Genomic DNA, 25,424 nt, shown 5'->3' on the forward strand with positions numbered 1-25,424 from the left:
ACCCTAGCCGGCCGCCGCCGGCGCCTCGCACGGCGCGGAAGCACCCCGCTCGGCCGCGCGCAACGCCGCCGCGATCGAACCCGCGAGCCGCTCGACCGCACGCCGATGCCCCGCCGCGAGGGCAAGCATGCCGTCGCCGACCGGCTCGCGGATCGCCCAGCTGCACGTCAGGCGCGCGGCCGGCGTGCGGCGCAGTGCCGACCACGTGCCTTCGATCCGTGCTTCGGCACCGGGTGCCGATTCGAAGCGGCGCACGTCGACATCGACCCGCCAGGGCGCGACCTCGCCGGTACTGCTGCGCGCATCGACCGCAGCGTGACGCTCGACCAGGACGCCGAGCAACGCTTGCCGCAGCTCGTCGCGCAGCGGGCTGGCCCAGCGCTCGGCTTCGAGCAACGCGAGCGACTCGTCGGGCAGCCGCACCAGCCATTGCGCCTGGTCGACCTGCGCCGGCACCGCGACGCGGCCGAGATCGATGCGCAGCGGCGACGCGGCCGGCGAAGCGGCGGGCGGCGCGCCGGCACCGGCGCTGCCGAGCAGCGAATGAAAGCGCGGCGCCTTGTTCGCCGCGCAGCCGGCGCCGAGGGTCGCGGTCGCGGCAGCCACCACGCAGAGCGCTTGTCGCAGGCGAATCGAAAGCGGCTCGGCCCGAACGCGAGCGCGCGATCCGGTCGAGCCTGCACGTCGCGCGTTCATCGGTTGCTTCCTCCACGGGACGGGATCGCCGGGTCGGGCGGCTTGCCACGCAGCAGCGACTCGGGATGCATCTGCAGGTAATCGGCGAGCGTGCGCAGCGAGCGCGAGGCGCGCTGCAGCTCGAGCATGGTGTCCTCCACGTTGCGCTGCAGCGGCGCCGACGGGTCGAGCACGCCGCGCTCGAGCGTGTCGAGGGTGCCCTGCGCCTTCTGCAGCGTCCGCTGCACCTCGGCGAGCGCCTTCTGCGCCTCGGGCGTGAGCTGCGCGATCGTCGTCTGCGCGCCGCGCAGCGTGGCCTGCAGGTCGCGGCCGATCTGGTCGAACGGAATCTTGCTGACCTTCTGCACGATGTCGGCGATCTGCGGCTGGATCTCGCTCAGCGTGCCCGGCACGGTCGGCAGCGTCAGCAGGCCGGCATCGCGCTGTACGCGCGCCGGTGCACGGCCCGGCTGGAAATCGAACGCCACGTAGAGCTGACCGGTCAGCAGGTTGCCGGTGCGCAGTTGCGCGCGCAGGCCGTGGTCGACCAGGTTCTGGATCAGTGCCTCGTCGTCGGCGCGCCCGCTCGCGCCGCTCGACGCGGCGCTGCGGATCGGGCCGAAGCGCAGCGGGAAGATGTCGGCGGTCACCTCGACCGGGAAGCGGTCGCGCCGGGCGTCGTACTGCAGCGACACCTGGCGCACGCGGCCGATCTCGACGCCGAGGAAGTCGATCGGTGCGCCCGGCGCAAGGCCCCGCACCGACTGATCGAAGACCATGCGCACCGGCATCGGCGGCCCGGCCGGAGGTGCCAGCGCCTCGGCACGGTCCCCCGCCAGCGTGAACACGCTGTTCTCCGCCGCCGGGGTGCCGTTCGGCGTGTCGGGCGGATCCGCGAACGCGAGGCCCCCCGCGAGCACCGATACCAGCGACTGCGTGTCGAGCGTCAGGCCCGACGCGCCGATGGTAACGTCGACGCCGCTCGCGTTCCAGAACCGGGTCTGCGTCGTCACCAGCTTCTGATACGGCGCCTCGACGAAGATCTTGATCGAGAGCTCGTCGCGATCCGGGTCGAGCGTGTACCCGACCACGCGCCCGACGCGGGTGCGCCGGTGGTAGACCGGCGAGCCGACGTCGAGCGAACCGAGGTCGTCGGCACGCAGCACGAACACCGAACCGGGCTCGCCGCGCAGCACGAAAGGCGGCGACTCGAGTCCCTTGAAATGCGTGCGCTCCTGGCGCGAGACGCCGGCATCGACCCCGATGTAGGCGCCCGAGAGCAGGGTGCCGAGGCCGGTGATGCCGCTGGTCCCGACGCGCGGGCGCACCACCCAGAACGTCGTGTCCTCGACCGCGATGCTGGCTGCGTTGCGGTCGAGCTGCACCGTCACCACGACCCGCGTGCGGTCGTCGCGAAGCTGCACCGTCTCGACGCGGCCGATTACCACCTCCTTGTAGCGGACCTCGGTGCGGCCGGGCTCGATCGACTCGGCCGAGTTGAACTCGATCTCGATGCGCGGGCCGATCAGCAGCACCGTGCGCACCAGCAGCGAGGCCCCGACGAGCAGTGCGACGAGCGGCACCAGCCACACCAGCGAGACGTTGAAGCGGCGCGGCGCGTCGACGCGCGGGCGCGGCAGCGCGGCCCAGCCATCGGGCGACCGATCGTCGTCGGGCGGCGCGCCGGCGCCGAGCCCGTCAGGCGGCAGCTGGGCCATGCGGCTCCTGCCAGATGAGTCGCGGGTCGAAACTGAGCGTCGCGAGCACGGTGAAGATCACGACGGCGCCGAACGCGAGCAGACCCGGCTCGGGGCCGGCGCTCGCCAGGGAGCCGAAGCGCACCGTCGCGGCCAGCAGCACCACCACGTAGACGTCGAGCATCGACCAGTGGCCGACCGTCTCGATCAGCCGGTAGAGGCGCGCCCGCTCGAGCCGCCGCCATCGCGGGGCGCGACGCACGCTCCACGCGAGCAGCGAAAGCACCGCGATCTTCAGCACCGGCACCGCGATGCTGGCGACGAACACGATGATCGCGAGCATCCACGAACCGTCGATCCAGAGCTCGCGGATGCCGCCGAGCAGCGTGTGCTCGTTGCGCTGCAGCGCCGACGTGGTGCTCATGATCGGCAGCACGTTGGCCGGGATGTAGAGCAGCGTCGCGGCGATCAGGCATGCCCAGGTGCGCTGCAGGCTCATCGGTTTCTCCCGGCGCAGCGACCGCCCGCAGCGCGTGCAGCGCTGCACCATTCCGTGCGGCAGCGACGCCCCGAGATCGAGCGAGACCAGCCCGCAACTGGTGCAGCCGAGCAGCGGCGGCGCCGCTTCACCGGCAGGCAACGGGTCGCAATCCGCGCGAGGCGGCAGCGTGGCAGAGACGCTCACCTGACGTGCCACCACAGGTGCTTGAGGCCGGCCGACTCGATCGCGGCGAAGAGCAGCGTGAGCGCGCCGAGCGCGAACAGCGCGGGGCCGGGCGACGCGTCGGCCAGACCGGCGAGGCGAACCAGCGAGAGCAGCGCGCCGATCGTGAACACCTGCAGCATGTTCCAGCGCGTGGCGTGGTGCAGCGCGCGCACGCAGATCGCGAAGCCTGGCGCAAGGCAGCCACGCGCCAGCGGCAGCAGAACGTAGAGCCGAAGGCCGATGAAGAGGGCCGGCGCGAGGATGGCGGTGACCGCGACCGCCAGCGCCACGAGCCGCTGACCCTCGCTCCACGCGATCAGCACCGCCTCGGGGATGCTCGCCGCGACGGCGGCGCCGCGCAGGCGCACCTCGATCACCGCAGTGCCCATCGCGATCAGGAAGGCGACCGCCGCCGTGACGGTGAGCGCGAGCACCGCATCGAAGCCGAAGCGATGGCCCCGGCCGACCACCGCCGCACAGCGCACGCAGCGCGCCACCGCTCCCGGCGCGAGCGGGTTCCAGCGGTGCGCCAGACCGCACTGCTCACAGACTGCCAAAGAGGATGTGGCCCGGCCCAACGCGATCCCTCGTTCGAAAACGACCCGCAGTGCCACAGGCGGGTCGCGAAAGCGGCGGATTATCGATCAGCGTTTCCGGTGGTTCGCGCGGTGGCCCTGCTCAGGGCGACCGGCGGCGTCGACGCTCGCGCGACCAGCACGCCGTGCGATCGGGGCGCCGACGGGATCGACGCCAGCGCTTGCTCAGCGCGCGGGCGCACCGCCGCGCGACTCCGTCATTCCAGGCGCGCGCTCAGCATCGCCGCGCGCTGAGCCGCCGATTCGCGCCGACCGTCGATCGGCGCAGCGGCGGTCAGCATGCAGAGGTCGCGCGACGCCGGCGGCAAGGCGGCGCAGCGCGCGTTGCGTTCGAACTGGGCGCGTTGCTGCGTCCTGCGCATGTCGGCACGCTCGACCGCCTCGCTGACCACGCTGTAGAACAGCATGAGGAGCAGCAGCGCCGTGGCGCCGAGGAGCCAGCCCAGGGCGCGGCGAATGCCGGGGCGGGGAGCGGACGTGTGAGTCGCGGAAGACCAGCCGCCGGTGATTGCAGGTGCGGAAGGCGTGACAGGCATGGCGACCTCGTGAAAGCGGTACAGCAGGATCAGCTCGCGTCGAAGCGGGTCAGCTGATGGCGTGGCGCGCGATGGGCTGCCCGAGGATCGGCGTCGCGACCGCGCGCGTCGCGCCAGCCCGTCTCGTCGTCGAGCAACGCCGTGGGCGACGAGTTGAAAAACCACCGCACGAATCGCTGGAACCAGCGCTGGAACGACTCCGACATCATGTGCTCCGATCGAGCCTTCACCTTAGTTCCCGCGCGGGTTCTGCACAGCCGGGCGAAAGCTTCACCCGGCGTCGGAACGAACCTACACGGGGTGCCCGCGGCGGGCTGCTCCTACAGCGCGTGCCAGTTCCGTCGGACGGCGGGAACGATCCGTGCATGAGAAGCTCCCGGTCGTTCTAAACAAGGAGCCTTCATGCTCATCAGGATCGGGTTCGACATCGAACTCACGGTTGCGACGCCGATGGCGCTGATCTATCTGCTGCACGTGCACCCGTCGCGGCGCGACGACCTGGTCGGGCCCGAAAACTTCCGGATCAGCGGCGGGCTCGAAGCCGAGGAGTACGTCGACAGCTTCGGCAACCACTGCGGGCGGGTGAACATTCCGGCAACGACGAACTCCATCCGCATCAGCAACGAGGCGCTGATCCGCGACTCCGGCTTGCCCGACCCGGTCGACTACAACGCGTACCAGCACGACCCGACGGAGCTGCCGTTCTCGACGCTGCAGTTCCTGCTGCCGAGCCGCTACTGCGAGGTCGACAGCGAACTGCTCGACTTCGCCTGGAACCAGTTCGGCTCGACGCCCCTGGGCTGGCAGCGCGTGCAGGCGATCTGCGATTTCGTGCACCAGCACCTGAGCTTCAACTACAAGCTCGCGCGGCCGACGCGCACCGCGCTGGACGCGTTCCGCGAGCGCGTCGGGGTGTGCCGCGATTTCACGCACCTTGCGGTGACGCTCTGCCGCTGCATGAACATCCCGGCACGCTACACCACCGGCTACCTCGGTGACATCGGGGTGCCGGTCGCGCCCTACCCGATGGACTTCAGCGCCTGGTTCGAGGTCTACCTCGGCAACCGCTGGCATACCTTCGACGCGCGCCACAACCGCCAGCGCATCGGCCGCATCGTGATGGCGCGGGGCCGCGACGCCGGCGACGTGCCGATCACGATGGCGTTCGGCCGCAGCACGCTGAACCGCTTCGACGTGATCACCGAAGAGGTGACCGAGGCGCCGCTGAACGTGGTCTGAGCCCGCATCCCGGGCAGCAGCGGCGCCGACCGTGCCAACGGAGATTCACATGACGAACAAGTCACCCAGCATTCCCGCCGACATCGACACGTCGGTGCAGCCGGGCCGTCGCTATGACGACGCGGCGCGCGAGTTCAGCGAGTCGGCGCGTGTCGAGCCGGCAGCGGACGAACCGTTCCCCGGCTCGAAGGAAGACGCCCGCGAGCGCGCGCGCAGCGATGCGGCGCACAGTCGCAGCGGACAAGCTGCCGAGGACAAGCCGGCCGGCGATCAGGGGAAGACGCCGGGCGGCTGAAGTTGGCGGCCGCGCACGCGGCTCGACGCGTCTACCAGGCAACGGCTGCGCCCGCTCGTCAGCGCGCGCCGCTGAGGGCCGCGAGCGACCACCGCCACCTTGCTGGCCGTCTCAAGAGCGCCTTGGTCAATAGCGAGCGACGCAACGCCCGGCACTGACGGCGGACGTCGTGCGCGGCTCCTCGTCCCCTCCCGGACCGCCGGCGGCGTGTCGCCGGCCCGCAGCCCAGCCTCAACGCCCCTTGGCCTCTGCCTGCGCGGAGGGCAACGGCGCGCCGCCGCGCTTGGCGAGCGCCTGGCACTCCTGATCGGCTTCGCGCGCCTCTTCCCGTGAACCGGTGTCGATGAACGGCAGCAGCGCGGCCAACGGGTGCAGCAGCGCCAGCAACGCCGCCGCGCCGGCCTTGCCGGCCAGCCGCCCGGCTTCGACCGACACCGCCGGGTCGCCGAGCGTGCCGCGCACGTGGATCGGCGTGCGGATGGTGAGCGGGCTGAAGTCCTTCGGGGCCACCACGCCGCGCAGGTCGAGCGCCTCGGTCGAAAGCGAAAGCGTGCCGTCGACCCACATCGTCGAGTCTTCCGTCGCAACCACGAAGATGTTGGGGCGCATCACCCCGTCCTTGATCGCGAAGTCGCCGACGTTGCACGAAATGCGCAGCGGCTTGTCGCCCTTGACGAGAAGCCCGATGGCCTGCGCGATGTCGAGCCCGCCGGCTTCCATCACGAGGTGCGAAAGCGTCGCGTTGCGCAACTGGATGCGCAGACCACCGTCGAGCCCGGCCAGGATCTCGGCGGCCGAGCGCCCTTGCCCCGTCACCTTGGCCTGCGCATTGAGGCGCCCGGTGATGTACGGCTGCCCGTTGCGCGCGAGGTTCAGCCATTGCTCGAGACGAACGCCCTGCAGGCGCAGGTCGGCGTCGTAGCGTGCCTTGGCGCCGCGCCCGTCGAGACCGACGGCGCCCGTGAGCTGGCCCTGCCCGGTGCGGGCGACGATGTCCGAGATGTGCAGCACGCCGCCGGCGAGCGTGAGGTGCGCGCGCAGCGGCCGCAGCGGGTCGAGCTTGTCGGTGCCGAGGTCGAGATGGCCGATGTCGACAAGCACGTTGGCGTTCATGGCGCGCAGCGACGGCAGGTCGAATGGGCGGTCCGGGATCACCTTGCCGGGCCGGGAGGCACCGCCTTCGCGGGCCGGCGCGACGCCTGCCGGGCCGGGCCGTGGCGCACCGCCGATCGCAGGGCCGAGGTCGGCGAGCAGCAAGCGGCTGCCGCCGAGCCGCCCCGAGAGCAGCGGCACCTCGCGCGTGGGGTCGTAGCGGAATGCACCTTCGAGGCGACTCGTGCCGATGTCGGCGCGCTCGAAGAGAGCGTTCCAGACCTGCCCGTCCTTGCGGAGCGCGCCCCGGGTGGTGAACGCGGGCGTCGTCGGTAGCGTGAGCCCGAGCGGATCGCCGGCCGCGGCGAGCGACGGCCCCGACAGCGAGAAGCGCCCGGCGAGGTCGCTGAGGTGCAGCGGGTCGCGTGCGCTGCCGTCGAACGTGAGGTGCGCGCCGCCGACGGTCGCGTTGATGTAGACCGGCTGCGCCGGCGCACCGGACGGGTCGTCGACGAGCGCGAGCACGCCCGAGGTGCGCAGCTCGACCTTGAGCGGCAGCTTGCGATAGGTGCCGGTCGCGCTGACCTGCAGACCGCCGGGGGCCGATGCCGCCGCCGCCGCGGCACGCGGAGCATCGGCGTCGCGGCCGACGCCTGCGCGCTCGGCGGCGCTCGCCGCGCTTGCCGCCAGCTCGGTGCCGACGCGCAACGCCGCCGACGCACGACGACCCGCGCTCGCCGCGCCGGAAGCTGCCGACGCCGCGCCGGCACTCGCGGCGCCGCCGCCTGGGTCGCTGCTGTCGGTGAGCGAGAACGTGGCGTCGACGCTCGCGGGCAAGATCGCGTCGCGCAGCTTCAGGCTGCCGTCGTCGACCCGCAGGGTGCCGAAGGCCGGCAGCGACGGGTCCTTGCCTGCCTGCTCCTGGGTCTTCGGCTCGTCTCCGAACTGCCACGACGCGCGGCCGTCTTCCAGGCGCTCGATACGACCGTCGAAGCGACGCGCGGTCAGCGACTCGATGCGCAGCGGAGCGCCACGCGACATGCGCCAGAGGTCGCGGTAGCGCAGCTTGAGGGCGGCGTCCTCGGCAAGGAAGGTGTGCGGCTCCGAGCTCCATGACGGTGCGCCGATCTCGATGCGGGCGGCACGCACGCGGACGCTGCCCAGCAGGCCGATGCGGACCCGGGGGTTCGCCTCGTCGGCCGCGAATTCGACCTTGCGATCAAGTGTTTCGGCGAGCTTGCGTTGGACCGGTCCCACCAGGAACGGCCAGCCCAGCGCCTCGCAGATGCCGACGCCGACGATGAGCGCGGCCAGCACGCCGAGCGTGATCTGCAGCCAGCGCCGTCCCGCGAGCCACCCGGGAAGTGCGCGCGTCATCGATCCGTTGTCGGCCGCATGGCGGCGCCGGCGGCGCACGCGGTCCGGTTGAGTGGTTTCCGCATGGCGCCGATTCTGGTCGGCGCCCCTGGGCGACCCTATCGGTCGGGGCCGGCGGCCCCTGTGGGTCTGCTCCTACGCCTCAGCGTCCCGCCAGCACCTGCGGGTTGATCGGCGTGGGCGGGCGTGCACCGCGCCCGCCGGCCAGCACGGCGATCAGGTTGTCGATCGCGAGATCGGCCATCGCGCGCCGTGTCGGCAGGCTCGAACTCGCGATGTGCGGCGTCAGCACGACGTTCGGGACCGTCAGCAGGTCGGGGTGCAACGCCGGCTCGTTCTCGAACACGTCGAGCCCGGCGGCGGCGATCGTGCGATCGCGCAGGGCGGCGGCAAGTGCCGCGTCGTCGACCACCCCGCCGCGCCCGACGTTGGTCAGCGTCGCGGTGGGCTTCATGCGGCGCAGCTCGGCCGCGCCGATGAGGTGATGCGCCGCCGGGCTGTACGGCACGACGATGACGACGTGGTCGGCGGTTTCCAGCAGCTCGTCCTTGTCGACGTAGCGCGCACGCACCGCCGCCTCGTCCGCTTCGGAGAGGCGCGAGCGGTTGTGATAGATCACGTTCATGCCGAAGCCGAGAGCGCCGCGTCGGGCAATGGCCTGACCGATGCGGCCCATGCCGAGCACGCCGAGCGTCGCGCCGTGCACGTCGGCGCCGGCGAACATGTCGACGCTCCAGCTGTTCCACTCGCCGCGGCGCAGGAAGTGCTCGCTCTCGGTGATGCGGCGCGCCGCCGCCATCATGAGCGCGAAGCCGAAGTCGGCGGTGGTCTCGGTCAGCACGTCGGGTGCGTTGCTGACCAGCACGCCGGCCGCGGTGCAGGCGTCGACGTCGATGTTGTTGTAGCCGACCGCCATGGTGCAGACCGCGCGCAGGTCGGGACACGCGGCGATCAGCGCGGCGTCGATCTTCTCGCTGCCGGTGACGAAGACGCCCGCCTTGCCCTGCAGGCGCCGGATCAGCTCCTCCTTGGGCCAGACCTCGTCGTCGGGGTTGCCGCTGACGTCGAAATGCTCGGCAAGACGCGCCATGGCTTCGGGGAAGATGCGGCGGGCGACAAGGACGGCTGGCTTCATGGGCTGGTCTCCGGTTGGCGTTGTGGTCAGTCGATGGGATCGTCGAGGAAGCGGGTGAAGCGCTCGACCGGCTCGCGCTCGGTGACGAGGCTGTTCTCGATGGCCGCCGGGTCGGCCACGCCGAGCGACATGCCGCAGACCAGCTGCTCGTTGACGGGCGCGCCGATCAGCGGCATCACGATGCGGTGGAAGTCGATGAACGCCGCCTGCGGGCAGGTATCGAGGCCATGGCCGCGCGCCGCGATCATGACGCTTTGCAGGAACATGCCGTAGTCGAGCCAGCTGCCGAGCTCCATCACGCGGTCGATGGTGAACATCAGGCCAACGGGCGCGTCGAAGAACGCGTAGTTGCGGCCGTGCTGGGCGTGCATGCGCACCTTGTCACCCTTGGCGATGCCGAGCAGGCTGTAGAGGTCCCACCCGACCTTGCGGCGGCGCTCGACGAACGGCGAGCGCCACTCGGTCGGGTAGTAGGCGTACTCGGCCGTGTGCCGCGCCAACTCGGCCGGGTCGTCGTACGCGTCGAGGATGCGCCGCGTCAGTTCGGCCTTGGCCGCGCCGGTGAGCACGTAGACGTTCCACGGCTGGGTGTTGGTGCCCGAGGGCGCGCGCGATGCAGCGGCCAGGATCGCTTCGATGGTCGCGCGCTCGACCGGCGTCGACAGGAAGGCGCGCACCGAGCGCCGCGAGCTCAGCGCGTGATCGACGATGCGGCGCACCAGCGCCGGGTCGGCAGCCGGATCGACCGTGCTCATGCGCCGGCGTCGACGACGAGCGGCCGCAGCGCGTCCACCAGCGTGGGAGGCAGCCCGACCGGCCGCCGCGTCGCGCGGTCGACGTAGACGTGCACGAAGTGCCCGCGCGCGGCGGTGTGCTCGCCACCCGCTGCGAAGATGCCGACCTCATAGCGCACGCTGCTCGCGCCGAGGCGCGCGACCCTGAGGCCCGCCTCGACCGGCTCCGGAAAGGCGAGTGACGCGAAGTAGCTGCAGCCGGTCTCGACGACGAGCCCGATGACCGGGCTTGCGGTGATGTCGAGCGCGCCGGCGCGTACCAGGTACGCGTTCACCGCACTGTCGAACAGGCTGTAGTAGACGACGTTGTTGAGGTGCCCGTAGGCGTCGTTGTCCATCCAGCGCGTGGTCAGCGCTTCGAAACGGCGGTAGGCGCTGCGTGGCTCGGGCTGGGCACGTGCGGCGGGCGGCGCGCCGCTTCCCAGGCTGGCATCGGACTCGGGCATGGCCCATTGTTCCATCGCGTGCAGACTGCCCGCCCTCGAGCGCCCCGCAGGATGGCTCCGCCGGCGCGCGGGCCATGCCGTGGCCGGTTCTGCAACAATTCTGCTGCACTGCAGCAAAAAGTGCTTGCATTCGCTGGCCGTGACCCTATACTTCATCCATGTTGCGGTGCAGCATCACTGCTCCGGACACGCTTCAAACCACTCGAGGAGTTGACACCATGATGACCGCCGACCAACTGATCACCGCGCAGAAGGCCAACGTCGAAACCCTGTTCGGCCTGACCGGCAAGGCTTTCGAAGGCATCGAGAAGCTGATCGAGCTGAACCTGCAGGTCGCCAAGACCGCGATGGGCGAAGCCGCGGCGACCACGCAAGCCGTGCTGTCGGTCAAGGACGCGCAGGAGCTGCTCGCGCTGCAAGCCGGCCTGCTGCAACCCGCCGCCGAAAAGGCCGCCGCCTACAGCCGTCACGTGTACGAGATCGCGCAGACCACCGGCGCCGAGGTGAACCGCGTCGCCGAGGCGACCACGGCCGATGCCCAGGCCAAGTTCATGGCGATCGTCGACAACGCCGTCAAGAACGCGCCCGCCGGCACCGAGAACGCCGTGACGCTCGTCAAGTCGGCCGTCGCCGCGGCCAGCAATGCGTTCGAGACCATGCAGAAGGCCGCCAAGCAGGCCGCCGACGTCGCCGACGCGAACTTCCAGGCCCTGTCGTCGACCGCCGTGCGCGCGACGCAAGCCGCGACCAAGGCGCGCCGCGCCGCCTGAGTCCCCGCAAGAACCGGCAGGTCGCACCGCAGCGATGCGGTGACGCGATGCAGCGAAGGCCCGGTGGCGACACCGGGCCTTTTTGTTTGCTGGGAGCGCGACGCAGGACGAGGCGGACCGATCCCACCGCGCGACTCGAGCTCGCTGCGGCCGGCGGTCTCGTTGCCCGACGGCGCCGGCTGACCGGTGGCGGCGGCGCCCGTCGCACCGTCCTCGGGTCGCGCCCGCGGCTCAGTGCGTCTTCGCCGCGATGGCCTGGCGCAGCTGCGGCAGCTGGGCGCGCGCCGCCGCGCGGCCCGCCTCGATGGCTCGGCGCCGGATGCTGAAGTCGGTGCCCGATGCGCCGGCGAGCGCCGGCTGCACCACCACATCGGCTTCGCGCAGCTCGAAGTGGTTGATGCGGCGGCCCATGATCGCGAAGGTCTGCAGCAGCATGCGCGCCGCATCGGTGGTCGGCGCGCCGTCGGTGACCTGCGAGATGTCGACCGCGATCACCACCTCGGCGCCCATCTGCCGCGCGAAGCGCACCGGCACCGGCGCCGCGAGGCCGCCGTCGACGTACTCGCGCGTGCCGATCTTCACCGGCTGGAACACCGCCGGCACCGCGCTCGACGCACGCACCGCGGTGCCGGTGTCGCCTCGGCGGAACAGGATCGGATCGCCGCTGTCGAGGTCGGTCGCCACGATGCCCAGCGGGATCCGCATTCGGTCGATGTCGAGCCCGCCGGTCTTCTCGCGCACGAACCGTGCGAGCGCCTCGCCGCGGATCAGTCCGCGGCCGGGGAACGCCCAGTCGGCGAACGCCGTCTCGTCCATCACCTCGGCCAGCGCAGCCAGCTCGGCGCCGCTCCGACCGGCGGCGTAGAGCGCCGCGACCAGGCTGCCCGCCGACGTGCCGGTGACGAGGTCCGGCCGGATGCCGCTTTCCTCGAGCACCTGGATCACGCCGATGTGCGCGAACCCGCGTGCCGCGCCACCGCCGAGCGCGAGGCCGATGCGCGGCGGCTGCGGCGGCGCCGGTGGGGTGACGGGTCCCGCAGGTGCCGCGGGCGGCGGCGGGCGTCGCGTCGAGCAGCCGACGAGCGCGCCGCCGAACGCGAGCGCCGCCGCGCCGGCGAGACGCGTCAGGGTCTCGCGGCGCATGCGATCGGACGGTGGGCTCGGACGATCGGGAGACGCTCTCATATTCGGCTCGAGGATAACGAACGAAGAAAACTGTTCTTTCCGCTACTGACTTCGCCACCTACATTGCGCTTCCCCGGTGTGGCGGTGCCGACTGCACCCGGCACCCCGAGCCGATCGACCGCAGAATCGCCAGCTTTTTTCCCGCTTCCCACCCGGCATGTATCAATACACCGCGTTCGATCGCCAGTTCGTCCACCAGCGCGCGGCGCAGTTCCGCGACCAGCTCGAGCGCCACCTCGCGGGGCAGCTCCCGGACGACGACTTCCGCGCGCTGCGCCTGCAGAACGGCTGGTACATCCAGCGCCACGCGCCGATGTTCCGCATCGCGGTGCCTTACGGCGAACTCGGCTCGCGCCAGCTGCGCCAGCTCGGCCGCATCGCGCGCGAGCTCGACCGCGGCTATGGCCATTTCTCGACGCGCCAGAACTGCCAGTTCAACTGGATTCCGCTCGAGCGCAGCGCCGACGCGCTCGACCTGCTCGCCCAGGTCGACATGCACGGCATCCAGACCAGCGGCAACTGCATCCGCAACATCACGACCGACGCGCTCGCCGGCATTGCGCCCGACGAGGTGGTCGACCCGCGGCCCTACTGCGAGATCCTGCGACAGTGGAGCACGCTGCACCCCGAGTTCGCCTTCCTGCCGCGCAAGTTCAAGATCGCGGTGACCGGCGCGCGTGAAGACCGCGCAGCGATCGCGTGGCACGACATCGGCCTGCAGCTCCTGAAGAACGGTGCCGGCGAGGTGGGCTTTCGAGTGCTCGCCGGCGGCGGCATGGGCCGCACGCCGGTGATCGCGACGCTGATCCGCGATTTCGTGCCCTGGCAGCAGATCCTCGTCTTCATCGAGGCGATCGTGCGCGTCTACAACCGCTACGGTCGGCGCGACAACATGTACAAGGCGCGCATCAAGATCCTCGTCAAGGCCGAGGGTCAGAAGTTCATCGATGCGGTCAACGCCGAGTTCGCCAACATCCTCGAGCACGACGAAGGCGGCCGCGAGCACATCATCCCGCTGAGCGAGCTCGAGCGCGTGGCGGTGCACTTCCCGCTGCCCGCGGGCGTCGACACCGGCGCGGCCACCACGCCGAGCGAACTCGACCGCCCGACGGGCGACCCGGCCTACATGCGCTGGCTCGAGCGCAACGTGCACGCGCACAAGGTGCCGGGCTACCGCGCGGTCACGCTGTCGCTCAAGCGCGCCGGTCAGGCGCCCGGCGACGCGACCGCCGAGCAGATGGACGCGGCCGCCGACCTCGCCGACCGCTTCAGCCGCGGGGAGATCCGCGTCACCCACGACCAGAACCTGCTGCTGCCGTGGGTGCTCGAGAGCGACCTCCACGCGCTCTGGCAAGGCGCCCGAGCGGCGAGCTTCGCGACGCCCAACATCGGACTTCTGACGGACATGATCGCGTGCCCGGGCGGCGACTTCTGCGCGCTCGCCAACGCGCGTTCGATCCCGATCGCCGAGGCGATCACCGAGCGCTTCGAGGATCTCGACGAGATCTACGACGTCGGCGACATCGACCTGCACATCAGCGGCTGCATCAACTCGTGCGGCCATCACCACAGCGGGCACATCGGCATCCTCGGCGTCGACAAGGACGGCGCCGAGTGGTACCAGATCACGCTCGGCGGCTCGGACGGCAGCACGCTCAGCGGCGCGTCCGTTCCCGGCAAGGTGATCGGCCCGTCCTTTGCGGCCGACGAGGTGCCCGACGTGATCGAGGCCATCGTCGATACCTACCGCGCCGAGCGCGCGGCGAGCGAGCGCTTCATCGAGACCGTACGGCGCATCGGCCTCGACCCTTTCAAGGCGTCGGCCAACGCCGTGCGCCGGTCCACCGCGCGCGCCTGAGCGGTGCAGCCCTCCCCGATCCGATCACACGACGCTCCCGACATGCATTTCATCGATTCCGCCACCGACCGCTGGGTGTCGCGCAGCGCCGGCAGCGACGCCGAGCCGGGCGCCTACCAGCTGCTCGAGCTCGCCGACTGGCAGGTGCTGCGCGAGCGCTGGCCGGCCGACGTGCCGGTCGGCGTCGCGGTGCCGAACGACGTCGACATCGAAACCCTCGCTGACGACCTCGACCGCATCGGCCTCGTCGCCCTGTCCTTTCCGAAGTGGACCGACGGCCGCGCCTATACGCAGGCGCGTCTGCTGCGTGTGCGCCTGCGCTTCACCGGCCAGGTGCGCGCGACCGGCGACGTGCTGGTCGACATGGTGCCGCTCCTCAAGCGCACCGGCTTCGACGCGCTGCAGATGCGCGCCGGCCAGTCGCAGGCCGCCGCCGAGCGCGTGCTCACCCACTTCAGCGGCCACTACCAGGGCGACGTCATCGAGCCGCGTCCGCTGTTCGCCCGGGCCGCCGCGTGAGCGTGACGGCGTTCGGCGAGGTCGACGTGGCGGCGGTCGGCGCGGCGCAGCCGCTGCGCTTCGGCGCGGGTGTCGCAGAAACGGCCAGCTCGGCCATGGCGCTTTACGGCCGGCCGAGCGCCGGCTTCGACGAGAAGGTCGCGCGCACGCTCGAGGTGCTGCGCGACGCCGCGCGCGAGCACGCCGGGCGCATCGTCCAGGCGACCAGCCTCGGCGCCGAGGACATGGTGCTGACCGACCTCATCGTGCGGCACGGCCTCGAAATCGCGCTGGCGACGCTCGAGACCGGCATGCTGCACGCCGAGACGTTGGCGCTGATCGGGCGCATCGAAGCGCGTTACGGCGTCCGAGTCGAGGTGTACCGGCCGGTCGCCGAGGTCGCGATCGAGTTCGTGCGCCGCAACGGCGAGCTCGCCATGCGCGACAGCATCGCGCTGCGCAAGGCGTGCTGCGGCATCCGCAAGCTCGAGCCGCTCGCCCGCATGCTGAACGGCCGCGATGCGTGGATCACGGGCCTGCGCCGCGAGCAGTCGACGAACCGCGGCAGCGTCGAGTTCGTCGAGCGCGACGACAACGGCCGCGCCAAGGTCAACCCGCTCGCCGAGTGGACCTGGAACGACGTCTGGCACTACATCGCCCGGAACGACGTGCCCTACAACCCGCTCCACGACCAGTTCTTTCCCAGCATCGGATGCGCGCCGTGCACCCGCGCGATCGCCGTCGGCGAGGACTTCCGCGCCGGCCGGTGGTGGTGGGAGGACGAGAAGGCGAAGGAGTGTGGTCTCCACGCCAGCCACGAAGACCCCGTCGTATTCCCCCCCGGAGCCCCGGCATGAACGCCCCCCTGACCACCCGCCAGCTGCTGCCCGAGCTCGACCACACCCACCTCGACTGGCTCGAGGAGGAGGCGATATTCATCCTGCGGGAAACGGCCGCGGCGTTCGAGCGCCCGGCGCTGCTGTTCTCCGGCGGCAAGGACTCGTGCGTGGTGCTCAGGCTCGCCGAGAAGGCGTTCAAGCGCCGCATCCCGGGCACCGACAGCTATGCCGGCAAGCTCCCGTTCCCGCTGCTGCACGTCGACACGGGCCACAACTTCCCCGAGGTGATCGAGTTTCGCGACCGCCGCGTCGCCGAGATGGGCGAGCGTCTCGTGGTCGGCCACGTGGAAGATTCGATCCGGCGCGGCACCGTGCGCCTGGCGCACCCGCTCGAGTCGCGCAACGGCCACCAGACGGTGGCGCTGCTCGAGGCGATCGAGGAGCACCGCTTCGACGCGCTGCTCGGCGGCGCGCGCCGCGACGAGGAGAAGGCGCGTGCGAAGGAGCGCATCTTCTCGCACCGCGACAGCTTCGGGCAGTGGCAGCCGAAGGAGCAGCGCCCCGAGCTCTGGACGCTGTTCAACACGCGCATCAAGCCGGGCGAGCACATGCGCGCGTTCCCGATCAGCAACTGGACCGAGCTCGACGTCTGGCTCTACATCGCGCGCGAGAACATCCCGCTGCCGAGCCTCTACTACGCGCACCCGCGTCCCGTGATCCGCCGCAAGGGCCTGCTGGTGCCGGTGACCGACGTGACCCCGCCCGACGCGAGCGAGACCGTCGAGACGGTCGAGGTGCGCTTTCGCACCGTCGGCGACATGACCTGCACCTGCCCGGTCGAGAGCGACGCCGCGAACGCGGCCGAGGTGGTGGCAGAAACCTTGCATGTCACCGTGAGCGAGCGTGGCGCGACCCGCATGGACGACCGCACATCCGACGCGTCGATGGAACGGCGCAAGAAGGAAGGCTATTTCTGATGTTCGACGCAACGACCTCCGCGCCTCTCGAGCGCACCGCCGATGACGCCGGGCACGCGAGCCCGCCGCGCGCCGCGCACGTCGTCGACGCGCCGGCCGACCACCGCGCGCTGCGCTTCCTCACCGCCGGCTCGGTCGACGACGGCAAGAGCACGCTGATCGGGCGCCTGCTGGTCGACAGCCAGGCGATCCTCGCCGACCAGCTCGACGCGCTCGAGCGCCGCGCCGCCGGAGCGCCGATCGACCTGTCGCTGCTCACCGACGGCCTCGAGGCCGAGCGCGAACAGGGCATCACCATCGACGTCGCGTACCGCTACTTCGCGACGCGGCGCCGCAAGTTCATCATCGCCGATGCGCCCGGCCACGAGCAGTACACGCGCAACATGGTCACGGCCGCCGCCGGCAGCGACGCCGCCGTGGTGCTGATCGACATCACCAAGCTCGACCTCGACGCGCCGCGCCCGCTGACGCTGCTGCCGCAGACGCGCCGCCACGCCCTGCTCGCCCACCTGCTGCGGGTGCCGAGCATCGTGTTCGCGGTCAACAAGATCGACGCGGTCGACGACGCCGGTGCAGCGTTCGAGGCGGTGCGCGACGCGGTCGACGCGTTCGCGCGCGCCGCCGGCATCGCCATCGCGGCGATCGTCCCGGTATCCGCGCTGCGCGGCGACAACGTGACGCGGCGCCTGGACGCGCCGTGGTACCGCGCCGCCGACGGCAGCGCCGGTCCCAGCCTCCTGCAGGTGCTCGAGGCGCTGCCGGCGTCGCAGGAGCGCACCCACGGCGCGTTCTCGCTGCCGGTGCAGTACGTGCAGCGCAGCCAGGGCGCGGCACCGGCCGGGGCGGCGGATGGTCGCCGAACGTTCTGGGGCCGCATCGCCCACGGCAGCGTGCGCGCCGGCGACGCGGTGCAGGTGTTCCCGAGCGGTGAACGGGCGCTGGTCGCCGAGGTGCTGTGCGCCGGCGAGCCGGTCGACGTGGCGAGTGCCGGCCGCTCCGCGGGCATCGTGCTCGACCGCGAGCTCGACGTCTCGCGCGGCGACTGGCTGGCGAGCCCGGCGGCCGAGCGCGGCACGCAGCGCTTCTCGGCGACCCTCGCCTGGCTCGACACCGAGCCGGCGGTGGTCGGCCGCAAGTACCAGGTGCGTCACGGCAACCGATGGGTGCAGGCGCGCATCGCGTCGATCGACAGCCGCCTCGACATCCACTCGCTCGCGGCGACCGACGCGCACGAGCTCGGCGTCAACGAGATCGGCCGCGTCACGATCGAGACGCAGCAGCCGCTGCCGCTCGAGCCGTACCGCGACAACCGCGTCGGCGGCGCGCTGATCGTCGTCGACCCGACGCAGAACCGGACCAGCGGCGCCTTGCTGGTCGAAGCTGCCTGAGAGCCGCCGGGCCATGGGACGCGTGATCTTCATCGGCGCGGGCCCCGGCGAGGCCGACCTGATCACGCTGCGCGGCGCGCGCCGCCTCGCCGAGGCCGACGTCGTGCTGCACGACGCCCTCACCGACCAGGCGCTGCGCGCACTCGCACCGCAGGCGCGCTGGATCGACGTCGGCAAGCGCGGGCTCACCGGTCGCCACTGCGCACCGCCCGGCGCCGGCGCGGTCGACACGGGCCAGGACACGATCAACGCCCTCCTCGTCAAGCACGCGCAGAGCGCCGGCGTCGTCGTGCGCCTTAAGGGCGGCGACCCGAGCATCTTCGGTCGGCTCGAGGAAGAGCTCGCTGCGGTGACGAGCGTCGGCATCGAATGCGAGGTGGTGCCGGGCGTGACCGCCGCGCTGGCCGCCGCCGCCGCGACGCGGCGCCCGCTGACGCGTCGCGGCGTCGGCCGCAGCGTCAGCCTCGCGACCGCGATGACGCACGACCGCGGCCTCGTCGCCTCGCGCGGCGCCGACACCCAGGTCTTCTACATGGCGGGGCGTCAGCTCGCCGCGCTCTCGCGTCGCCTGACGGCGGCGGGCTGGCCGGCCGACACACCCGCCTGCGTGGTCTCCCGCGCAGGCTGGCCCGACCAGTTGCAGAGCGACCACACGGTCGAGTCGCTCGGCCAGGCGACCGTGCTGCATGCCGGCCGGCCGACCGTGGTGACCGTCGGCGCCGGCGCGGCGCTCGTGAGCGCGAGCCCCGGCTCGACGGCCTCGGAGCCTGAAGACGAAGCGCGCGCGCTTTCGACCGGGTGTCGCGCCGACACGGCAGCGCCCGCGCAGGCGAGCGCCGGCACCGACGGCGCCCCCGGCGAGTCGACCGACCCGGCGGCGCCCGACTGCGCTTGCACCGGCCTTGCCGACGTGGCGCCGCCGCCGATTCAGCCGAAGCCCTAAAATCGCGGGCTTCGCCGCGCGCATCCCGCCCGCGCGCCCGCGCCACTTTCGCCTGCCATGACCCACGTCGTTCTCGAATCGTGCATTCGCTGCAAGTACACCGACTGCGTCGATGTGTGCCCGGTCGACTGCTTCCGCGAAGGCCCGAACTTCCTGACGATCGACCCGGACGAGTGCATCGACTGCGCGGTCTGCATCCCGGAGTGCCCGGTCAACGCGATCGTCTCGGAGGAAGACGTTCCCGGCGACCAGCAGCACATGATCAAGCTCAACGCCGACCTCGCGAAGAACTGGAAGAGCATCACGCGCCGCAAGGAGCCGCTGCCGGACGCCGAGGAGTGGAAGGACCGCACCGGCAAGCTCGACGAGCTGATCCGCTGAGCGCGTTCCCGGCGCCGCATTTCGTCATCGCGCGCGGCACCCTGCGAACCATCGCCGCCGGCGAACCGACGCCGCTCACCCGATCATGAGCGAGCCGCACGCGCCGATCGAGACCGACGCGTTGATCGTCGGCGCCGGCCCGGTCGGCCTGTTCCAGGTGTTCCAGCTCGGGCTCCTCGAGGTGCGCGCGCACGTCGTGGACACGCTGCCGTTCGTCGGCGGCCAGTGCATCGAGCTCTACGCCGACAAGCCCATCTACGACGTTCCCGGGCTGCCGGTCGCGACCGGGCGCGAGCTGATCGAGCGGCTCGTCACGCAGATCGCGCCGTTCACGGCGCCGCTGCACCTGGGCCAGCAGGTCGATCGCGTCGCGGTGCGCGGCGACGGGCGCTTCGACGTCGAGACCTCCGCCGGCACGCGCTTCGTCGCCACGGCCGTGATCGTCGCCGGCGGCGCCGGTTCGTTCCAGCCGCGCACGCTCAAGCTCGAAGGGCTGGACCGGCATCGCGGCAGCCAGGTCTTTTACCGTCGGCCCGACGCCGCGCACCTCGCCGGCCAGCGCGTGCTGATCGCCGGCGGCGGCGTCGATGCCGTCGAGCTGGCGACGTCGCTCGCGAGCGATTCGGGGAACCGCCCCGCCGAAATCGTGCTGATGCATCGACGCGACGACTTCAGCGCCGGGCCCGAGCCGCTCGCCCGCCTCGCCGAACTGCGCCAGGCGCGCCGCATTCGCGTCGTCGTCGGCCAGCCCAACGGCCTCGTCGAGGCGGGCGACCGCCTGGTCGCGCTCGAGGCGCTGCTGCCCGACGGCGGCGACGCCTGGATCGCGTTCGACACGCTGGTGATCGCGCTCGGCGTGAGCCCCAAGCTCGGGCCGATCGCCGACTGGGGCCTCGGCATCCAGCGCAAGCAGGTCACGGTCGACACCGAGCGCTTCCAATCGACGACGCCGGGCATCTTCGCGGTCGGCGACATCAACACCTACCCCGGCAAGCGCAAGCTCATCGTGTCGGGCTTTCACGAGGCGACGCTCGCCGCGTTCGCCGCCGCCGCGATCGTCCACCCCGACCGCGCGCTGCCGCTGCAGTACACGACGACGAGCCCGCGGCTGCACCGCCTGCTCGGCGTCGACGGCGCCGACGGCGAGCGACCCCGAGACCCGCCGGCCTGACCCGGGTGATCCGCGGGCCTCGGACGCGTGACGCAGGCTCACACGCGGCCGCAGGGCTCTGGAACGCTGCTATACTGCGAGGCTGTTCCTCGATAGCTCAGTCGGTAGAGCGCCGGACTGTTAATCCGTAGGTCCCTGGTTCGAGCCCAGGTCGGGGAGCCAAGACATGAAGGGGTCGCGTTGCGAGGCGCGACCCCTTTTCCTTTGGTGAACCGGACCCGTCGCCGGCCGACTGGCGCGCCCGTGCTCACGCCGGTCTGCTTCACCCGGCGCGCAGCGCGCCTTCGGCAAGCGCTTTACTTCCTGCATGGACCAGCCTTCGCTCCCGCGCTCGATCCGCAGCTTCGACGACGTGCGCGCGCTCGACGCCGCCGCAGGTCGACGCAAAACACCGTGCGGCGATGGCGCGATGGTCTGGCACGTGTGGGGCGGCGACGGACCGCCGGTCGTGCTGCTGCACGGCGGCTCGGGAAGCTGGACGCACTGGGTGCGCAACATCACGGCACTGGTCGACGCCGGTCGCCGGGTGTGGATCCCCGACCTGCCCGGCTTCGGCGACTCGGCGCGACCGCCCGCGGGCGGCGACGCCGACGCGCTGCCGCCGTGGGTCGCGCAAGGGCTCGATGAGCTGCTGGGCGACACGCCCTGCGATCTCGTCGGCTTCTCGTTCGGCGCGATGGTGGGCACTTTCGTGGCCGAGCAACGCCCGGAGCGGGTGCGCCGGCTGGTGCTGGTCGGCGCCCCTGCGCTCAGCACCCAGCGCACGCGGCCACCCGGCCTGCGCTCGTGGGGCGGCCTGCCGCCGGGGCCCGAGCTCGACGCCATTCATCGCCACAACCTGCGCGTGCTGATGCTGCACGACGAGGCGTCGCTCGACCGTCTTGCGCTCGACGTCCACGCGAGCAACCTGGCGCGCGATCGCATGAAGCGGCGTCGGCTCTCGCAGACCGATGTGCTGCTGCGCACGCTGCCCCATGTGCGCTGCCCGGTCGCCGGCATCTGGGGCGCGCACGACGTCCTCTATCGCGGCCGCATGGAGATCCTCGAGCCCGCGCTCGCGAGGGCGCCGCGCTTCGAATCGCTGACGCTGATCGCGGGCGCCGGGCACTGGGTGCAGTTCGAGGCCGCCGAGGCGTTCGACGCGGCGCTCGCGGAGGTTCTCGCGCGCCCGCTGGACGCAGCGCCGGCGCCGGCGACAGGCTCCGGAGCCTGACCCAGCGCGGCGCGTTCAGCGCCGGATGGACCGTGCTCCGCCGCTCAGCGCGTCGGCAGCGGCCGCAGCGTGCCGCCCGGTCCGAACCCGGTGATGGGGTTGGCGCGCGGCAACGCCCAGTCGGGCTGCAGCGCGAAGCCGATCGCGTTCAGCTGCGCGCCCGAGCGGCCGACGAACCCGACCGCGCTATGACCCGTCGGCACCGTCACCCGGAACGACTCGCTCTTGGGCGTGCCGTAGATGCGCGAGCGCTTGACGCTGGTCTCGAACTGGATCGCCTCGATCGTCGAACGGCTCGCCCACACGCTCATCGCCGTGAGACGCTCGCCCTTGTCCAGGCGGAACGTGTTGACGTCGCCGCCCAGTCCACCGTGCAGCGACACCGTGAACGGCGTGCCGTCGCCCCGTCGCAGGACCGGGGCGACCGCGTCGACGCTGGCGCCGGCCCGGATCACGACCGCCACCAGCTGAACGTCGGGCGGCGGTCGGTCGGCGAACGGCTCGCCGCCCGGACCCCCGAGAATGCGCGTGGCCTGCATCGCCCGCGCCGCGGGCGTGGCGCCAAGTGCCGCCAGCACGGCGGCAGCGAGCAGCGCGCCGGCGAGCCGGCACCGCCGATCGCGGGTGCAGGGGCTGGCGCCGGGTGTGCCGGGGCAATCGTTCGTGCACAGGGATCGTTCGATCGTGGCCATGACGTCGATTGCAGCACATCGATGACCTTGGCCTGCGCATCGCCGGCTCGCGCCGGTCACCAAAAGGTGCGTTGCCGCGCTCTCAGCGCACGCGCCGTCCTCGGCGCCGGAACTGCTTCCACAGGAAGCGGCCGATCAACAGGAAGATCCACTTGCGCATTTCGACTCCCGTGCAGTGAGCGGCCGAGCGGGCAAGCGGAGTGCCGGTGACAATCACGACGGCGCAACGCGGGTCAACGGCCTGCCGGCGCGCTCGTTGATGAAGCTGGACGTCGTCGCCCTTACCCTGAACGGTATTCATGGACAAGATCCAACACCTTGAGGCCCGGTTGATCGCACACGGCATCGTGCTGCAGGCGATCGCGCGGCTGCTGCCCGAATCGACCCGTGCCGAGCTCAAGGCGGCCGCGAACAGCGTCGACGACGAGGGAATGCAGGAAGCCAACCCCGATCCCCACCTGCGCGAGATCGCGGCTCAGCTGCGGAGCATTCTGGAACTGGTCTGACCGCTCGAGCCGCGGCGCACCGAGGTCGGCGCAGCGCTCTTCCAGGATCGATCGACCCGGCACCGGAGGGGCTCGCGCCGCCGGTGACCGCGCCCACCCGCACGCGACTCAGGCGGCGGCCAGCTCCGGCTCGGCGATGCCAGCGGCCGGGGTGTCCGCTGCGATCAGCCGCCCTCGGCCGAGCGCCTTGGCACGGTAGAGCGCCGCGTCGGCGCTGCGGATCAGCTCGGCGATCGTCCCGAGTTCGGGCCCGAACACCGCGAGCCCGCTGCTGAACGTCACCGCGCGGTCGGGCGTGCCGGCGAACTCGCGCGCCATCGAGCGCCGCAGGCGTGCATCGGCGAGTCGCCCTTCGGCCGCCGCGGCATGGCGCACCAGCACGCAGAACTCCTCGCCACCCCAGCGGCATGCCAGGTCGCCGGCGCGGATCTCGCGCGCGAGCGTGCGGCCGATGGCGGTCAACGCCTCGTCGCCGGCCTGGTGCCCGAGGGTGTCGTTGAGCCGCTTGAAGTGGTCGACGTCGAGCAGCAGCAGCGCCACCGACTCGCCGTAGCGGCGCGCCGCCGACAGCATCTGCTCGGCGCGCTCGAGCCAGGCGCGCCGGTTCAGCAGCCCGGTCAGAGGATCGGTGTCGGCACGCGCGCGCAGCGCGTTCTCGGTCTCCTCGCGCCAGCCGAGGCAGAACGCGAGCGTGGTGAGCGCAAGCGCGACGTGGCCGAGCAACGCCCCGGCCACGTTCACCGGGTGCGGCGTGCGCAGCTCGGGGTAGGACGCGGTGAAGAAGGCGCCGAGGATGCCGCGCGCCAGCGTGATCGCGGCGAGCGGCCCGAGGCCTGCGACCAGAACGCCGCGCCAGCGCCTGCCGACGTGCGGCGCGCGCTGCAGGGCAGCGACGCAGACAAGCGCCATCGCGATGCAGAGCCCGGCATTGCTCCAGCCGACACGAAAGGGGTAGTTCTCGAACCCGAGGCCGTATCCCAGCGGCGTGAGGACCAGCGTCGCGGCGAGGACTCGCTTGCACGGCTGGCGGCCGGTCCAGCAGCAGACCGCGCGCCACATGCACGCGAAGCTGACGCCCAGCAGGCCGATCCACAGGGTCGAGAACCCGCGGTCGTGAATGGGCGCGGCGAGCAGGAACGAGCCCCATGCAGCGGCGTGGACGAGTCCGGCGGCGACCACCCATCGCGCCGCCGTGCCGGCCGCGAAGCCCATCACCGCCGCGACCGCCGCAGCGGTCGCGAGCACGCTGACGAGCATCAGCGTCAGCAAACTGCCTACATCCAGGTACACCCGACCTCTTCCAGGGGCGAAACCGCGATTGTTCCGCTCCCGCGCGGGTTCGTCCGATCCAACGCTGCGCCTTCCGTCACGCCGGCGGCGGTGGCGATGCGGATCGGCTCGCCGCACCGGTTGGAGACGTGCGTTTGCGGTTACCCGTTGGGAAGGTCGAGGGTTGCGCCGCAGAATCGTCCGACCCTCGGGTACCCCGCTTTCCGACACACGCTCGCGAGGCCTTCCGCTCGTGAGGGGCGCGAAGGACGGGCAATCTCGGGGTGATCTCTCAACCAACCGCGGGAGCGCCATGAACCAGGACAACAACTCGACCGGACCCTCCGACGACGCCGACGACTCGAACGGCGGCGCTGCCGCCACCGAACGTCTGGCGGACGCCGCCAAGCAACTGCAGGCGCAGACCACCGAAGTGTTCGACAAGCTGCGCCCGCAGCTCGACATGGCCGCCGAGTACGTACGAGCCCAGCCGGTGAAGACGATGCTGATGGCCGCCGCGTGCGGCGCCGCGCTGATGGGGGTGGTGACGCTCGCGGCACGACCGAGCCGGCGCGGCATCGACGCCGACGATCTGCGTGACCTGCGCGACAGCATCGACCTCGACGACATCCGCGACAGCATGGAAACCGAGGCGTCGCGCCGCGGCTTCAGCCGCGAGGAAGTGCGCCGCGTCGCCCAGAGCGCGGCCGACAAGGCGGCGCAGTTCGCGAGCGAGGCCTACGAGCGCGCCGCCGCCGTGGCGAGCTCCGCGGCCGAACGCGCGACTTCTGCGGCGAAGACGACGCGCAACGCCGCCGACGACGCGCTCGACACGCTGAGCGAGACCGTCAAGGACTGGCGCGACCAGGCCGCACCGCTGGTCGACAAAATCAAGCCGCAGATCGACGCGGTGACCTCCTACGCCAGGAACGAGCCCGCCAAGTCGGCGCTCGCCGTCGCCGCCCTCGGGGCCGCGATCGCCGGTGTCATCGCGCTGATGAACCGCGACGCCGACGACGACATGCTCTATTGAGCACCGACGTTCGCACCGGCGACGCGCCGGTGCGGCGCGCGCCACGGCCGCTCGACGAATACGGGCGGCCGTTGCACGTCTGGAGGCGCGCGCGTCAGTAGCACCCCGGCACG

Annotated in this window: 28 protein-coding genes and 1 tRNA gene; 15 read left to right on the plus strand and 14 right to left on the minus strand. The window is 71.7% G+C overall.

Features of this window, described 5'->3' with window-relative positions:
- Positions 1–3 precede the first annotated feature (3 nt).
- From HQN59_RS04800 to HQN59_RS04825, 6 genes are all read right to left on the minus strand, one after another.
- Entirely contained in the window at positions 4–696 is a 693-nt protein-coding gene (locus tag HQN59_RS04800) for a PqiC family protein (RefSeq protein ID WP_176066653.1), read from the minus strand.
- Positions 693–2,393 carry a PqiB family protein gene (locus tag HQN59_RS04805; RefSeq protein WP_176066656.1) on the minus strand — a complete coding sequence of 567 codons (1,701 nt, stop codon included), beginning with the start codon at positions 2,391–2,393 and terminating at the stop codon, positions 693–695. The genes HQN59_RS04800 and HQN59_RS04805 overlap by 4 nt, the downstream gene beginning before the upstream one ends.
- Complete coding sequence (locus tag HQN59_RS25780) at positions 2,374–3,012, minus strand: paraquat-inducible protein A (RefSeq protein ID WP_246294699.1); 639 nt, start codon at positions 3,010–3,012, stop codon at positions 2,374–2,376. The genes HQN59_RS04805 and HQN59_RS25780 overlap by 20 nt, the downstream gene beginning before the upstream one ends.
- Before the next feature lie 41 nt (positions 3,013–3,053).
- The gene (locus HQN59_RS25955) at positions 3,054–3,635 is read right to left on the minus strand and encodes a paraquat-inducible protein A (RefSeq protein ID WP_176066657.1); all 582 of its coding nucleotides are present in this window, start codon (positions 3,633–3,635) and stop codon (positions 3,054–3,056) included.
- 236 nt (positions 3,636–3,871) lie between these two features.
- Positions 3,872–4,210, minus strand: a complete 339-nt coding sequence (locus HQN59_RS04820; protein ID WP_176066660.1) for a hypothetical protein — start codon at positions 4,208–4,210, stop codon at positions 3,872–3,874.
- 29 nt (positions 4,211–4,239) lie between these two features.
- Complete coding sequence (locus tag HQN59_RS04825; protein ID WP_176066662.1) at positions 4,240–4,440, minus strand: hypothetical protein; 201 nt, start codon at positions 4,438–4,440, stop codon at positions 4,240–4,242.
- A gap of 172 nt (positions 4,441–4,612) precedes the next feature.
- Between HQN59_RS04825 and HQN59_RS04830 the strand changes: the two genes are divergently transcribed.
- Complete coding sequence (locus tag HQN59_RS04830) at positions 4,613–5,449, plus strand: transglutaminase-like domain-containing protein (RefSeq protein ID WP_176066664.1); 837 nt, start codon at positions 4,613–4,615, stop codon at positions 5,447–5,449.
- A gap of 49 nt (positions 5,450–5,498) precedes the next feature.
- Complete coding sequence (locus HQN59_RS04835; RefSeq protein WP_176066666.1) at positions 5,499–5,744, plus strand: hypothetical protein; 246 nt, start codon at positions 5,499–5,501, stop codon at positions 5,742–5,744.
- Between the two features lie 231 nt (positions 5,745–5,975).
- Here HQN59_RS04835 and HQN59_RS04840 read toward each other — a convergent pair whose 3' ends face one another.
- From HQN59_RS04840 to HQN59_RS04855, 4 genes are all read right to left on the minus strand, one after another.
- Complete coding sequence (locus HQN59_RS04840; RefSeq protein WP_176066668.1) at positions 5,976–8,213, minus strand: AsmA family protein; 2,238 nt, start codon at positions 8,211–8,213, stop codon at positions 5,976–5,978.
- 142 nt (positions 8,214–8,355) lie between these two features.
- Positions 8,356–9,348 carry a 2-hydroxyacid dehydrogenase gene (locus tag HQN59_RS04845; RefSeq protein WP_176066670.1) on the minus strand — a complete coding sequence of 331 codons (993 nt, stop codon included), beginning with the start codon at positions 9,346–9,348 and terminating at the stop codon, positions 8,356–8,358.
- A 26-nt stretch (positions 9,349–9,374) separates the two neighbouring features.
- On the minus strand, positions 9,375–10,103 hold the full coding sequence (locus HQN59_RS04850) for a nitroreductase (RefSeq protein WP_176066671.1): 729 nt from the start codon (positions 10,101–10,103) through the stop codon (positions 9,375–9,377).
- Positions 10,100–10,588, minus strand: a complete 489-nt coding sequence (locus tag HQN59_RS04855) for an acyl-CoA thioesterase (protein WP_217703847.1) — start codon at positions 10,586–10,588, stop codon at positions 10,100–10,102. Before HQN59_RS04855 ends, HQN59_RS04850 begins: the two co-directional genes overlap by 4 nt.
- A 218-nt stretch (positions 10,589–10,806) precedes the next feature.
- Here HQN59_RS04855 and HQN59_RS04860 point away from each other — a divergent pair, with 218 nt between their 5' ends.
- Complete coding sequence (locus tag HQN59_RS04860; protein WP_176066675.1) at positions 10,807–11,358, plus strand: phasin family protein; 552 nt, start codon at positions 10,807–10,809, stop codon at positions 11,356–11,358.
- A gap of 231 nt (positions 11,359–11,589) precedes the next feature.
- Here the strand turns inward: HQN59_RS04860 and HQN59_RS04865 are convergent, their stop codons facing one another.
- Positions 11,590–12,501 carry a patatin-like phospholipase family protein gene (locus tag HQN59_RS04865; protein ID WP_176066677.1) on the minus strand — a complete coding sequence of 304 codons (912 nt, stop codon included), beginning with the start codon at positions 12,499–12,501 and terminating at the stop codon, positions 11,590–11,592.
- A gap of 199 nt (positions 12,502–12,700) precedes the next feature.
- Here HQN59_RS04865 and HQN59_RS04870 point away from each other — a divergent pair, with 199 nt between their 5' ends.
- From HQN59_RS04870 to HQN59_RS04915, 10 genes are all read left to right on the plus strand, one after another.
- Positions 12,701–14,401, plus strand: a complete 1,701-nt coding sequence (locus tag HQN59_RS04870; RefSeq protein ID WP_176066679.1) for a nitrite/sulfite reductase — start codon at positions 12,701–12,703, stop codon at positions 14,399–14,401.
- Positions 14,402–14,443: 42 nt separating this feature from the next.
- A complete protein-coding gene (locus HQN59_RS04875; protein WP_176066681.1) occupies positions 14,444–14,920 on the plus strand; it encodes a DUF934 domain-containing protein in 477 nt (158 codons plus the stop codon).
- A gap of 95 nt (positions 14,921–15,015) precedes the next feature.
- The gene (locus HQN59_RS04880) at positions 15,016–15,756 is read left to right on the plus strand and encodes a phosphoadenylyl-sulfate reductase (protein ID WP_176067450.1); all 741 of its coding nucleotides are present in this window, start codon (positions 15,016–15,018) and stop codon (positions 15,754–15,756) included.
- Positions 15,753–16,715: a sulfate adenylyltransferase subunit CysD gene (gene cysD, locus HQN59_RS04885; RefSeq protein WP_176066683.1), complete on the plus strand. Its 963-nt coding sequence runs from the start codon at positions 15,753–15,755 to the stop codon at positions 16,713–16,715. Before HQN59_RS04880 ends, cysD begins: the two co-directional genes overlap by 4 nt.
- The gene (locus tag HQN59_RS04890) at positions 16,715–18,103 is read left to right on the plus strand and encodes a sulfate adenylyltransferase subunit 1 (RefSeq protein WP_176066685.1); all 1,389 of its coding nucleotides are present in this window, start codon (positions 16,715–16,717) and stop codon (positions 18,101–18,103) included. The genes cysD and HQN59_RS04890 overlap by 1 nt, the downstream gene beginning before the upstream one ends.
- A 13-nt stretch (positions 18,104–18,116) precedes the next feature.
- A complete protein-coding gene (cobA, locus tag HQN59_RS04895) occupies positions 18,117–19,046 on the plus strand; it encodes a uroporphyrinogen-III C-methyltransferase (RefSeq protein ID WP_176066686.1) in 930 nt (309 codons plus the stop codon).
- A 57-nt stretch (positions 19,047–19,103) separates the two neighbouring features.
- Complete coding sequence (gene fdxA / locus HQN59_RS04900; protein ID WP_176066688.1) at positions 19,104–19,427, plus strand: ferredoxin FdxA; 324 nt, start codon at positions 19,104–19,106, stop codon at positions 19,425–19,427.
- A gap of 85 nt (positions 19,428–19,512) precedes the next feature.
- Positions 19,513–20,598, plus strand: coding sequence for an NAD(P)/FAD-dependent oxidoreductase (locus HQN59_RS04905; RefSeq protein WP_176066690.1), 1,086 nt, complete (start codon positions 19,513–19,515; stop codon positions 20,596–20,598).
- An 86-nt stretch (positions 20,599–20,684) separates the two neighbouring features.
- A tRNA-Asn gene (locus HQN59_RS04910) sits at positions 20,685–20,760 on the plus strand.
- A gap of 145 nt (positions 20,761–20,905) precedes the next feature.
- Positions 20,906–21,811, plus strand: a complete 906-nt coding sequence (locus HQN59_RS04915; protein ID WP_246294700.1) for an alpha/beta fold hydrolase — start codon at positions 20,906–20,908, stop codon at positions 21,809–21,811.
- Between the two features lie 44 nt (positions 21,812–21,855).
- Here HQN59_RS04915 and HQN59_RS04920 read toward each other — a convergent pair whose 3' ends face one another.
- Together HQN59_RS04920 and HQN59_RS04925 are read right to left on the minus strand one after the other, a co-directional pair.
- A complete protein-coding gene (locus HQN59_RS04920) occupies positions 21,856–22,503 on the minus strand; it encodes a jacalin-like lectin (RefSeq protein ID WP_176066692.1) in 648 nt (215 codons plus the stop codon).
- 82 nt (positions 22,504–22,585) lie between these two features.
- Positions 22,586–22,804: a hypothetical protein gene (locus HQN59_RS04925; RefSeq protein ID WP_176066694.1), complete on the minus strand. Its 219-nt coding sequence runs from the start codon at positions 22,802–22,804 to the stop codon at positions 22,586–22,588.
- On the opposite strand from HQN59_RS04925, the gene HQN59_RS04930 reads away from it, so the two are divergent.
- A complete protein-coding gene (locus HQN59_RS04930; RefSeq protein WP_176066696.1) occupies positions 22,803–23,009 on the plus strand; it encodes a hypothetical protein in 207 nt (68 codons plus the stop codon). The genes HQN59_RS04925 and HQN59_RS04930 overlap by 2 nt on opposite strands.
- Positions 23,010–23,117: 108 nt before the next feature.
- Here the strand turns inward: HQN59_RS04930 and HQN59_RS04935 are convergent, their stop codons facing one another.
- Complete coding sequence (locus HQN59_RS04935; RefSeq protein WP_176066698.1) at positions 23,118–24,299, minus strand: diguanylate cyclase; 1,182 nt, start codon at positions 24,297–24,299, stop codon at positions 23,118–23,120.
- A gap of 292 nt (positions 24,300–24,591) precedes the next feature.
- Here HQN59_RS04935 and HQN59_RS04940 point away from each other — a divergent pair, with 292 nt between their 5' ends.
- Positions 24,592–25,311, plus strand: a complete 720-nt coding sequence (locus HQN59_RS04940; RefSeq protein ID WP_176066700.1) for a hypothetical protein — start codon at positions 24,592–24,594, stop codon at positions 25,309–25,311.
- The last annotated feature ends 113 nt before the right edge of the window (positions 25,312–25,424 follow it).

Source organism: Rhizobacter koreensis (genome assembly GCF_013366375.1).
GTDB lineage: Bacteria > Pseudomonadota > Gammaproteobacteria > Burkholderiales > Burkholderiaceae_C > Schlegelella_A > Schlegelella_A koreensis.